Annotated in this window: 11 protein-coding genes; 6 read left to right on the plus strand and 5 right to left on the minus strand. The window is 72.2% G+C overall.

Translation table 11 applies throughout. The annotated features are described in order from the left end of the window. The first annotated feature begins 114 nt into the window (after positions 1-114). From ACIQMV_RS29715 to ACIQMV_RS29735, 5 genes are all read left to right on the plus strand, one after another. Positions 115-714, plus strand: coding sequence for a TetR/AcrR family transcriptional regulator (locus ACIQMV_RS29715; RefSeq protein ID WP_141360346.1), 600 nt, complete (start codon positions 115-117; stop codon positions 712-714). A 104-nt stretch (positions 715-818) separates the two neighbouring features. Beyond that, positions 819-3,035, plus strand: coding sequence for an MMPL family transporter (locus ACIQMV_RS29720; RefSeq protein ID WP_402596373.1), 2,217 nt, complete (start codon positions 819-821; stop codon positions 3,033-3,035). Between the two features lie 143 nt (positions 3,036-3,178). Further along, a complete protein-coding gene (locus ACIQMV_RS29725) occupies positions 3,179-3,718 on the plus strand; it encodes a YbaK/EbsC family protein (RefSeq protein ID WP_141360348.1) in 540 nt (179 codons plus the stop codon). Beyond that, entirely contained in the window at positions 3,715-4,560 is an 846-nt protein-coding gene (locus tag ACIQMV_RS29730; RefSeq protein ID WP_402596374.1) for a DMT family transporter, read from the plus strand. The genes ACIQMV_RS29725 and ACIQMV_RS29730 overlap by 4 nt, the downstream gene beginning before the upstream one ends. An 89-nt stretch (positions 4,561-4,649) precedes the next feature. Beyond that, entirely contained in the window at positions 4,650-4,925 is a 276-nt protein-coding gene (locus ACIQMV_RS29735) for a DUF1876 domain-containing protein (RefSeq protein WP_141360350.1), read from the plus strand. 16 nt (positions 4,926-4,941) lie between these two features. Here ACIQMV_RS29735 and ACIQMV_RS29740 read toward each other — a convergent pair whose 3' ends face one another. The 4 genes from ACIQMV_RS29740 to ACIQMV_RS29755 form a co-directional block, all read right to left on the minus strand. Further along, positions 4,942-6,111, minus strand: coding sequence for a serine hydrolase domain-containing protein (locus tag ACIQMV_RS29740; RefSeq protein ID WP_402596375.1), 1,170 nt, complete (start codon positions 6,109-6,111; stop codon positions 4,942-4,944). Between the two features lie 133 nt (positions 6,112-6,244). Further along, positions 6,245-7,003, minus strand: a complete 759-nt coding sequence (locus ACIQMV_RS29745) for an energy-coupling factor ABC transporter ATP-binding protein (protein WP_402596376.1) — start codon at positions 7,001-7,003, stop codon at positions 6,245-6,247. Next, positions 6,991-7,752, minus strand: coding sequence for a cobalt ECF transporter T component CbiQ (cbiQ, locus tag ACIQMV_RS29750; protein ID WP_402596377.1), 762 nt, complete (start codon positions 7,750-7,752; stop codon positions 6,991-6,993). Before cbiQ ends, ACIQMV_RS29745 begins: the two co-directional genes overlap by 13 nt. A 1-nt stretch (position 7,753) precedes the next feature. Next, entirely contained in the window at positions 7,754-8,809 is a 1,056-nt protein-coding gene (locus tag ACIQMV_RS29755; protein WP_402596378.1) for an energy-coupling factor ABC transporter permease, read from the minus strand. A 166-nt stretch (positions 8,810-8,975) separates the two neighbouring features. On the opposite strand from ACIQMV_RS29755, the gene ACIQMV_RS29760 reads away from it, so the two are divergent. Then, complete coding sequence (locus tag ACIQMV_RS29760; protein WP_402596379.1) at positions 8,976-9,335, plus strand: SsgA family sporulation/cell division regulator; 360 nt, start codon at positions 8,976-8,978, stop codon at positions 9,333-9,335. 150 nt (positions 9,336-9,485) lie between these two features. On the opposite strand, the gene ACIQMV_RS29765 is transcribed toward ACIQMV_RS29760, so the two are convergent. Next, positions 9,486-11,156, minus strand: coding sequence for a penicillin-binding transpeptidase domain-containing protein (locus ACIQMV_RS29765; RefSeq protein WP_402596380.1), 1,671 nt, complete (start codon positions 11,154-11,156; stop codon positions 9,486-9,488). Positions 11,157-11,472: the final 316 nt, after the last annotated feature.

Below are 11,472 nucleotides of genomic sequence, written 5' to 3' on the forward strand. Positions count from 1 at the left end.
CGGAACCGACAGTCGTGACCCAGGACACGTACGAAACGGTTTCGTTTCGTTCGGCGGGTGCGCTACATTCTTCGTGTACGAAACGGTGTCGTTCCAAGCGGGAAGGCGGCAGACATGGCCGAGGTCGCGACCGGGCGCCGCAGCCGCCTCACGCCCGAGCGTGAGGCGGAGCTGTACGCCGCGGTGCTCGACCTGCTCCGCGAGGTCGGCTACGACTCCCTCACCATGGACGCCGTCGCCGCCCGCACCCGCTCCAGCAAGGCCACCCTCTACCGCCAGTGGGGCGGGAAGGCCGAGCTCGTCGTGGGGGCCATGCGGCACGGCAAGCCGGTACGGCTCGACGCGATCGACACCGGAACGCTCCGCACCGACCTGCACGCCCTCGTCACCCGCGAGGACGACTGCGTCATGGAGCAGAACTCCGCCCTGATGCGGGCCCTGGCCATGGCGATGCACACCAACCCGGACCTCAGACAGGCCTTCCGGGAGCAGCTCATCGAACCGGAGATGGCCGAGTTCCGCGCACTGCTGCAACGCGCCGTCGACCGGGGCGAGATCCGGGCGGACTGCCCGGCGCTGGACTTCGTGGTGCACATGCTGGCCGGCGGCTTCGTCGTCCGGACGCTCATCGAGGCCCAGCCGCCGACCCAGGCCTTCCTGCATTCGTACATCGACGCCGTGGTGCTCCCCGCCCTCGGCGTACGGACCTCCTGACACCTCTCCCCAGCAAGCCCACCCTCTGACGTCACCGCTCACGTCGTCGGGCTGATCACCCCTGCCCACAACCACCCCCACGACATGACCGGGAGTACGTCAACGTGGCCACGTTCCTCTACAGACTCGGCCGCCTCGCCTTCCGGCGACGGCACTTCGTCGCCCTGATCTGGCTGGCACTGCTGACCCTGGCGGGCGTCGGCGCCGTCTCCGCGCCGGCGGCCGGAAACACCTCCTTCTCCATCCCGGGCACCGAGGCGCAGAAGGCCTTCGACCTGCTGGAACAGCGCTTCCCGGGGGCGAGCGCCGACGGGGCCACCGCCCGCGTGGTGTTCAAGGCGCCGAGCGGCGAGAAGATGACGGACGCCGGGAACAAGGCGACCGTCGAGAAGACGGTCGAGGACCTGTCCCGCGGCACCGAGGTCGCCTCCGTCGCCGACCCCTACACCGGAAGGGCCGTCAGCCGGGACGGCACGGTCGCCTACGCGTCGGTGCGGTACAAGGTCTCCGGCATGGAGCTGGAGGACTCCTCCCGCACCGCCCTGAACGAGGCCGCGCAGCACGCGCGGGACGCCGGGCTGACCGTGGAGATCGGCGGCGACGCCCTCCAGACCGCGCCGCAGACCGGCGCGAGCGAGGTCATCGGCATCGCGGTCGCGGCCGTCGTCCTCGTCATCACCTTCGGCTCGCTCCTCGCGGCCGGACTGCCGCTGCTGACCGCCCTCGTCGGCGTCGGCATCGGCGTCTCGACGATCACGGCCCTCGCCCACACCCTGGACCTGGGCTCCACGACCTCCATCCTGGCCACGATGATCGGCCTCGCGGTCGGCATCGACTACGCCCTGTTCATCGTCTCCCGCTACCGGGCCGAACTCGCCGAGGGCCGCGAGCGCGAGGAGGCGGCCGGACGGGCCGTCGGCACGGCGGGCTCCGCGGTGGTCTTCGCCGGGCTGACGGTCGTGATCGCCCTGGTGGGCCTGTCCGTGGTCAACATCCCGATGCTGACGAAGATGGGCCTGGCGGCGGCCGGCACGGTCGTCATCGCCGTCCTCATCGCGCTGACGATGATCCCGGCCCTGCTGGGCTACGCGGGCCGCAAGGTCAAGCCGGCCGGCGCGTCGAGCGGGCTGCTCCGCCGCGGGCGCCCCGCGCGGCAGCCGGACCGGCCCAACATGGGCACCCGCTGGGCGAGCTTCGTCGTCCGCCGCCCGGTCGCCGTGCTGCTGCTCGGCGTGCTCGGCCTGGGCGCCGCCGCGATCCCGGCCGCCTCCCTCGAACTGGGCCTGCCGGACGACGGCTCCCAGCCCGTCTCCACCACCCAGCGCCGCGCCTACGACCTGCTCTCGGAGGGCTTCGGCCCCGGCTTCAACGGCCCGCTGATGGTCGTGGTCGACGCCAAGGACAGCACCGACCCCAAGGCGTCCTTCACCAAGGTCACGGACGAGATCAGGGGCCTCAAGAACGTCGTGACGGTGATGGAGGCGCAGCCCAACGAGGCCGGCGACACCGCGACCGTGACCGTCGTCCCCGACTCCAAGCCGTCCTCCACCGCCACCGAGGACCTGGTGCACGCCATCCGTGGCGCGGGCGGCGACATCGAGGCGAAGACCGATGCGAAAGTCCTGGTCACCGGGTCCACGGCGATGAACATCGACGTCTCGCAGAAGCTCAACGACGCGCTGCTGCCGTATCTGGCGCTGGTGGTCGGCCTGGCCTTCCTGCTGCTGATCGTGGTCTTCCGCTCGGTCCTGGTCCCGCTCAAGGCGGCACTCGGCTTCCTGCTGTCGGTGCTGGCGGCGCTCGGCGCAGTGGTCGCGGTCTTCCAGTGGGGCTGGCTGTCGGGCCTGATGAACGTGGAGGAGACCGGCCCGGTGATGTCGATGATGCCGATCTTCATGGTGGGCGTCGTCTTCGGGCTCGCGATGGACTACGAGGTCTTCCTCGTCACCCGGATGCGCGAGGCGTACGTCCACGGGGAGAAGCCGGGCCAGGCCGTGGTGACCGGGTTCCGGCACGGCGCACGGGTGGTGACGGCCGCCGCGGTCATCATGATCGCCGTCTTCTCCGGCTTCATCGGCTCCAGCGAGTCGATGGTCAAGATGATCGGCTTCGGGCTGGCGATCGCGGTGTTCTTCGACGCGTTCATCGTGCGCATGGCGATCGTGCCGGCCGTCCTGGCCCTGCTGGGCCGGCGGGCCTGGTGGCTGCCCGGCTGGCTGGAGCGCGCCCTGCCCGACGTGGACGTGGAGGGCACGGCCCTGCGCACCGAGCAGCCGCGGCACGCCGACCCGGACGAGCGGCGGGAACTCGTACAGGTGTGAGTCCGTAGCTCGCCGGAGGGACCGGCCGGTGAGGGTGCCGTGGGGACGGCGCACCCTCACCGGCCTCGGCCTTCTCTGCGGCCTCGTCCATCACGTGGGAAATCTTTCGTGATGTCTGTAACCGGCAGCTAGCCTGCCGTTCCATGACGACGACATCCGAGTCAGGAGCCCACCCACGTTTCGCCGACGCCCTGCGCGAGCTGGGGCTCGACGAGCTGATCCCCGAGGTCCGCAGGTTTCCCGAGGCGACCAGGACCGCCGCCGAGGCCGCGGCGGCCGTCGGCTGCGAGCTGAGCCAGATCTGCAAGTCGCTGATCTTCGTGGCCTGGGGGTCCCCCCTGCTCGAGCGCAGTCGGGAGCTTGGGGGAGGCGAACCGGTGCTGGTGCTCATGGACGGTGCCTCGCGGGTGGACGTCGAGCGTGTCCGGGAGGAACTCGGCGCCGAGAAGGTCACGCGGGCCAAGGCGGACGTCGTGCGCGAGGCGACCGGGTACGCCATCGGCGGCGTACCGCCCTTCGGGCACCGGACCCGGACCCGCGTGCTCGCCGACCGGTCTCTGCTGGACCACGACGTCATCTGGGCGGCCGCCGGAACCCCGTACACCGTCTTCCCCATGGCACCCGGGGCGCTGGTCGCCCAGGCCGGGGGCGTCCTCGTGGACGTGCGCGAGCGCACCTCGTGACGCCGGCGGTCACCGCGGCCGTCCTGCTCGCCGCGGTCACGCACGCCAGCTGGAACGCGATCGCCCACAAGATCACCGACAAACTGACCGGGTTCACCCTCATCGCGGGCGGCGGCCTGCTGATCGGGTTGGCCATGGCGCCGTTCGCCGCGCTCCCGGCCCGCGGCGCGTGGCCGTACCTGCTCTTCTCGGCCGCGGTCCACGTCGTGTACTACGCCCTGCTGATGAAGTCCTTCCGGCTCGGCGACTTCGGGCAGGCCTATCCGATCGCGCGCGGCACCGCCCCGCTCGTCGTCACGGTGCTCGCCGCCGTCTTCGCCCACGAGGTGCCCGACGGCTGGGCGGCCGCGGGCATCGCCGTGTCCTGTGCCGGCCTGACCGGTGTCGCCCTGTGGGGCCTGCGCGGACGCCGGCCCGACTGGGCCGCGATCGGCGCCGCCCTGGCGACCGGACTGGCCATCGCGGCGTACACGGTCCTCGATGGGCTCGGGGTGCGGGCCTCCGGGTCGTCCCTCGGGTACATCGCCTGGCTGATGGCGATCCAGGGCGTGGTGATCCCGGCGTACGCGGTGTGGCACTGGCGCGGGCGCACGGTCGCCCAGCTGCGGCCGTACGCCGCGGTGGGGCTGCTCGGGGCGGCGCTGTCCGTGGCGGCGTACGCGCTGGTGCTGTGGGCGCAGACGAAGGCGGAACTCGCACCGATCGCCGCGCTGCGGGAGTCGTCGATCATCGTGGGCGCCGCGATCGGCGCCGTGTTCTTCAAGGAGCGTTTCGGGGCGCCGCGCATCGCGGCCGCCGGGCTGCTGGTCGTCGGCATCGGGCTGATGCTGCACACCGGCTAGTGCCGGACTCCTTGGCCGGTGCGGGTTCCTTGGTGCGCGGGCGGCGGCCGAGGGGCACCCTGGAAGGAGGTGTTCCGGAGGTGACCGTCATGATGAAGACCGTTGTGGGATGGCACATCGAGCTGGAGTTCCAGGAGGACGGGCAGCACACCCGGGCGGCGGCGCTCGTCCGCTTGCCCGACGGCAGCGAGGTCCGGGCCCACGGCAGGGCCAGCCGCCACCACACCGACTCCGATCAGCCGCGGGTCGGTGAGGAGATCGCCGGCGCGAGGGCCCTGAACGAACTCGCCATGTTGCTCCTGACCAAGGCACACGGCGAGATCGACCAGGCGTCGGGCCGCACGTCGCAGCCCATCCACGTCTGAACTCCCACGGGGAGCGCTACGTCAGGGACGTGCGCAGCGCGTGGACCAGGGCCTGGGCCCTGGGGTCCGCCGTCACATTGGGGTGGAAGCCGTTGGTGACGTAGGCGAAGGCGATGGCCGAGTCCGGGTCGGCGAAGGCCAGGGCGCCGCCGCGGCCGGGGTGGCCGAAGGAGCCGGGGCCGAGCAGCGGGGACGCGGGGCTGTGCAGCATGTGGCCGAGGCCGAAGCGTGTGGGGGCCACCAGCACGCGGTCGGGCCCGGCGGAGTGCTCCGTGCGGGCCAGCTCCGTGGTCTGCGGGGTGAACAGGCGGGTCCCGCCGTCCACCTCGCCGATCAGCGCCGCGTAGAAGCGGGCCAGACCGTCGGCCGTGGCGATGCCGTTGGACGCGGGCAGGACCGCCGCGCGGTAGGCGGGGTCGTTCTCGTCCGGCAGCGGGGTGATCGCCGCGAACGCCCGCCGGGTCAGCGACTCCGGGTCGGCGTACGCCTCGGCCACGGACCGCTTGGGGCGGGTGCGCAGACCCGCCGCGGAACGCGGCGGCTCCACCTGGCCCACCAGGCCCACGCGCCCGGCCTCGCCCGCCGGCAGTCCCACCCACAGGTCGGCCCCCACCGGGCCCGCCACCTCGCGCGCGATCCACTCGCCGATCGTCCGGCCCGTGACCCGCCGCACCAGCTCGCCGGTCAGCCAGCCGTACGTCTGCGCGTGGTAGCCGTGGTCCGTGCCCGGCTCCCAGACCGGCGCCTGCGCGGCGACGGCCTCGGCGCCCAGCACCGGATCGGCGGCCTGCTCCGGTGACAGCGGCCGGTCGAGGACGGGGACGCCCGCACGGTGGGCGAGCAGGTCGCGGACCCGGGTCCGCTCCTTGCCCGCCGCCTTGAACTCGGGCCAGTACGCTCCCACCGGCGCGTCCAGGTCCAGCTCCCCGCGCTGGTGCAGCAGCAGGAGTACGGCTGCGGCGACACCCTTGGTCGCCGAGCGCACGATCTGCGCGGTGCCCCGCTCCCAGGGCGCCGAGTCCGCCGTACCGTCGACGTCCCGCGTCCCCGCCCACAGGTCCACGACCCGGTGCCCGTCCCGGTACACGGCCACCGCCGCGCCCCGCTCGCCCCGGAGCGCGAAGTTCGCCGCGAACGCCTCCCCGACCTGCTCGAAGCCCTCGGCCACTGCGCCGTGCACGTCCACGTTCGCCACTCCTTCCGCTCTTCGCCTGCGACAGTGGGTGCAACCAGCGGCCCCGGCCTGCGATTCCTGCGGCCGGTCGGCTTGGCACGATCGTTACGTCGACGCTGCCCGCTCGTCTGCCCGTCCCGACGGGTCAGGCGCCCGTCGTCACGGACCGCGGGTCGAAGCCGAAGGGCAGCTCCAGGCGGTGGGCGCGCATCAGCGCGTCGTCGGCGAGCAGTTCGCCGGTCGGTCCGTCCGCCACGATCACGCCGTCGCTCAGGACGAGCGAGCGCGGGCACAACTCCAGCGCGTACGGCAGGTCGTGGGTGACCATGAGCACCGTCACGTCCAACGAGCGCAGGATGTCGGCCAGTTCACGGCGCGAGGCGGGGTCCAGGTTGGACGAGGGCTCGTCCAGGACCAGGATCTCCGGCTCCATGGCGAGGACGGTCGCCACCGCGACCCGGCGGCGCTGGCCGAAGGAGAGGTGGTGCGGCGGGCGGTCGGCGAAGTCCCGCATGCCGACCCGATCCAGGGCCGTGGTGACCCGCGCCTCCAGCTCCGGCCCCTTGAGCCCGGCCGCAGCGGGCCCGAAGGCCACGTCCTCCCGCACGGTCGGCATGAACAACTGGTCGTCCGGGTCCTGGAAGACGATGCCGACCCTCTGCCGGATCTCGGCCATGTGCTTCCTGCCAACCGGCAGCCCGGCGACCCGCACCGTCCCGGTGCCGCCGCTCAGGATGCCGTTCAGATGCAGCACGAGGGTGGTCTTCCCGGCGCCGTTGGGGCCGAGCAGGGCGACCCGCTCGCCGCGTCCGATGCCGAAGTCGACACCGAACAGGGCCTGGTGGCCGTCGGGGTAGGCGAAGGCGAGGCCGGAGACCTCCAGAGAAGCTGTCACAGGACCCATCCCAGCAGACAGACGGCGAGCGCGGCACAGGGGAGGGCCAGGGCGTACGACCACTGCGCCCGGGACGCGGTCACCTCGTCGATGACCGGCATCGAACCGGCGTAGCCCCGGCTCACCATGGCCAGGTGCACCCGCTCCCCGCGCTCGTAGGAGCGGATGAACAGCGCGCCCGCGGACTTGGCGAGCACGCCCCAGTGCCGGAGCCCGCGCGCCTCGAACCCGCGTGACTCGCGGGCGATCCGCATCCGCCGCATCTCGTCGGTGATGACGTCGCCGTAACGGATCATGAAGGACGCGATCTGCACCAGCAGCGGCGGCAGCTTCAGGCGTTGCAGGCCCAGCAGCAGTTCGCGCAGCTCCGTCGTGCTCGCCAGCAGCACGGACGCGGCGACGCCGAGGGTGCCCTTGGCGAGCACGTTCCAGGCGCCCCACAGCCCGTTCACGCTCAGCGACATCCCGAGGACGTCCACCCGCTCGCCCTGGGCCACGAACGGCATGAGCACCGCGAACGCGACGAACGGGACCTCGATCAGCAGCCGCTTGAGCAGGAAGCCGGCGGGCACGCGGGCCACGGAGGCGACGACGGCGAGCAGGACGGCGTACACGGCGAACGCCCACATCGCCTCCCGCGGGGTCGACACCACGACCACGACGAAGGCGAAGGCCGCGGCCAGTTTGGTGTGCGGCGGCAGCGCGTGCACGGGGGAGTGCCCGTGCCGGTACAGCCGGTGCGCGTGACCCGCCCCCATGTCAGGCGGCCTGGGAGGAGGGGGCGGACGGCTCGGCGGCCGTACGCCGCCTGCGGACCACCCAGAAGACCGTGCTGCCCGCGACGACGGTCGCCCCGACGCCGATCACGCCCGCGAGCCCGCCGGACAGCCGGGCGTCGGAGACGTCCTTGACGCCGTAGTCGGCGAGCGGGGAGCCGGACGAGGCGTGCCGCTCCTCCTTCTTGTCGATGCCCTGGTCGTGGGCGACCTTCTCCAGACCGTCCGGGTTGGCCGAGGCGTAGAAGCTGACGAACCCGGCGAGGACGAGGGAGGTGACCAGGCCGGTGATCCACAGCGTGCGGTGGGACCGGGCGGCGGCGGGCACGGGCGCCGGCTCGGCTGCGGGGGCGTCGACGAGTTCGCCGTTCACCCGCAGCTTCAGCCGCTGCTCCAGGCCGCGCGCGCCGTACACCAGGTCCGGGCGCACGGCGATGACGGCGCCCACGGTCAGCGCGGTGATTGCGGCCTCGCCGATGCCGATGAGGACGTGCACGCCGATCATGGCGGTGGCGACCTTGCCGATCGCCACGTCGGTGGTGCCGCCGACCGCGTAGATCAGCGTGAAGGCGACGGCGGCGGCCGGTACGGAGACGAGCGCGGCGGCGAAGGAGGCCACCGTGACCGAGCGGCGGCGCCGCGGGAGCACCTTCACCAGTCCGCGGAAGACGGCGTAGGCCACCACCGTCGTGACGATCGCCATGTCGGTGATGTTGACACCGAGCGCGGTCAGGCCGCCGTCGGCGAAGAGGATGCCCTGCATGAGCAGGACGACACTGACGCACAGGACCCCGGTGAAGGGGCCCACGAGTATCGCGGCCAGCGCCCCGCCGAGGAGGTGGCCGCTGGTGCCGGCCGCGACGGGGAAGTTCAGCATCTGCACGGCGAAGATGAACGCCGCGACGAGACCGGCCAGTGGCGCGGTCCGTTCGTCGAGTTCCCGGCGCGCACCGCGCAGGCTCACGGCGACGGCGCCGGCGGCGACGACTCCGGTGGCTACGGAGATGGGGGCGTTGATGAATCCGTCAGGCACATGCACCGTTCGATGATAGAGGCTTGTTGCGAACCTCTTGCAAGAGCGAGGACCTCGTCGATGTGTGCCGTTTGCCGGACGTTCGAGAAGCGGAATCCTGGAAATATGCGACATTGGAGGGGAAGCGGATGTTCAGCCCTCGCATAAGTCACACAGCGTTAGGGGTCGTCCGATGTCGGTAGTCGAACAGCACGCACGAGCCCACATCCTCACGGAGGACGTCCCCGAGGACGTCGGGGCCGTCCCGGTCGTCCTGCGCTACGACCCCCTTCAGGACCCGCGCGCCGTGCAGGTGGACCTGCCCGGCCCGCACGCGTGGACCTTCCCCCGGTCACTGCTCGAACAGGGGCTGCGCGCCCCGGTCGGCAGCGGTGACGTGCGGGTGTGGCCCTGCGGCCGGGTGCAGGCCGTGATCGAGTTCCACTCCGCGCGCGGTGTCTCGGTGGTACAGCTCGAGACGAAGACACTGCTCAGGTTCCTGCGGCGGACCTACCTGGCGGCGTCGTCACCGGCGGTGGTCGCCCACGGGTGACGCCCGCGGGTGACACCTGCCGCCGGAGACGTGGGTCCGTCGGTGACGACGGCCGCCGGAGCCGTGGGCTTGCCAAAGACGTGGGCCGGTCGGTGACGACGGCCGCCGGTGATGTGCGCGGCCGTCGTCAGCTCCTGTGCCCGGCCGCCGTCAGCTCCCCGCCTTCAGCAGGGACGCCACTATCGGACCGGCCGTGTCGCCGCCGTGGCCGCCCGCCTGGACGACACCCGCGGCCGCGAGGTCGCCGCGGTAGGCGGTGAACCAGCCGTTGGCCTTCTTCTGGTTGTCGACCTCGGCGGAGCCCGTCTTCGCGCCGTAGTCCGGGCCGAGTCCGGCCATGGCCTCGGCGGCCGTGCCGTACGCGGCGGTGTACTGCATCACCTCGCGCAGCTGGGACAGGGTGGAGGCGGACATCGTCCGGGAGGCCGTGGCCAGCTTGCGGTTGTCGACGGACGGGGAGACCAGGTACGGCTGGTGGAAGACGCCCGCCTTGACCGTCGAGGCCACTGACGCCATGTTCAGCGGGTTCATACGGACCCCGCCCTGCCCGATGAGCGAGGCGCCCATCGGGGCCGCCGACTGCACCGGGACCGCGCCGTCGAAGGACGGCACTCCGATCGCCCAGTTGTCCAGCGCCAGGCCGAAGACCTGCTGGGCCTGCTGGGTCAGGTCGGAGTTCTTGAGCTTCGGCGCCTGGCTGATGAAGGCCGTGTTGCAGGAGCGGGCGAAGCTCGCCTTGAAGGTGCCGTCCTTGATCTCGAACTTCTTGTCGTTCTGGAACTTCCAGCCGCCGTAGGTGAAGAACTTCGGGCAGGGGTGCGGCTTGTTCACCGAGGCCAGCTTCTTCTCGAAGAGCAGCGACGAGGTGATGATCTTCATCGTGGAGCCGGGGGCGAGGGAGCCCTGGAAGGCGGTGTTGAAGCCGTGGTTGGAGTTCGCCACCGCGAGGATCTCACCGGTCGACGGACGCATCAGGACCACCGAGGCCCGCTCGGTCTTGGACACCTCCTTCTCGGCCGCCGCCTGGAGTGACGGGCTCAGCGTCGTCTTCACCGTGCCCGGCGTGCCCTTGCTCAGCTCGACGAGCGTCTTGTCGGACAGCTCCGCCTTCTTCGACGCCTTGCCGCGGATCACGCGCAGCTCCACGCCCGCGCTGCCGCCGGCCGTCTCGCCGTACTTCTCGCGCAGCCCGTCCAGGACCGGACCCAGCGACGGGTACTTGGCGGTGGTCATCTCGTCGCCGTCCCGGTCCAGGGCCTTGACCGGCGGGGTGCCGGACTCGCCCGTGACGAGGGTGTCGCCGTCCTTCAGCTCGGGGTGGACGACGGAGGAGTGCCAGTCCACGACCGGCTTGCCGTCCGCGGTGCCCCGGACGACGGTCAGCGCGCTGCCGTACGCCAGGGGCTTGGTCAGGCCCTTGTACGACACCGTGGCCTTCACGGAGAACGGCACCTTGCCGCCCGCGGCGGTGCCCGCGGTCAGGGTGACGTCCTTCAGATGCGCGTCCTTGGCGTAACCGGTCAGCAGGGCGGTGGCCGCCGCGGTGTCGCTGGTCGCGGCTGCCGCCTCGGCGGGCTTGCCCTGCTGCCAGGCCGCCAGGAACCCCTCTGCCGCGGTCCGCACCTCGGTCGCCGACAGCGGGCCGGTGTTCTTCTTCGCCTCGCCGTCGCCTGCCGCCGACTGTGTCCGGTCGGCCTCCCCGCCGCCCCCGTACAGCGCGTAGACGCCGATGCCTGCCCCGACGACGACCACGGCGATCACCCCGCCGACCACGGCCGGAGTCGTCTTCCGTCGCTCGGCGACGCGCCTTCTCTTGCCCACTGCCTTCCGTCCTCCGCCAGTCCCCCGGGGCCCTCGCTGCCCCATCGCCCCCACGATCCTCAATGACGGCCCCACCCTAGGGCCTCTCTCACGGATGCGTCCGGGGGCGGGGGCCGGGTCCTGTCCGGGGGCGGGGGTCGGGTCCCGTGCGGGGTGGTGGTGCCGGAGCCGGAGCCGGAGCCGGAGCCGGAGTGGTCGGTGGGACGGACACCGCCTGGTTGCCCGGTCCGCCCGGGTCTCTCCGGCCACCCGGCCTGCCCGGCCCTCGGGTCTGCCCGGCCCTCGGGTCTGCCCGGCCCTCGGGTCTGCCCAGTCC

The organism is Streptomyces sp. NPDC091412 (assembly GCF_044756885.1).
Classification (GTDB): domain Bacteria; phylum Actinomycetota; class Actinomycetes; order Streptomycetales; family Streptomycetaceae; genus Streptomyces.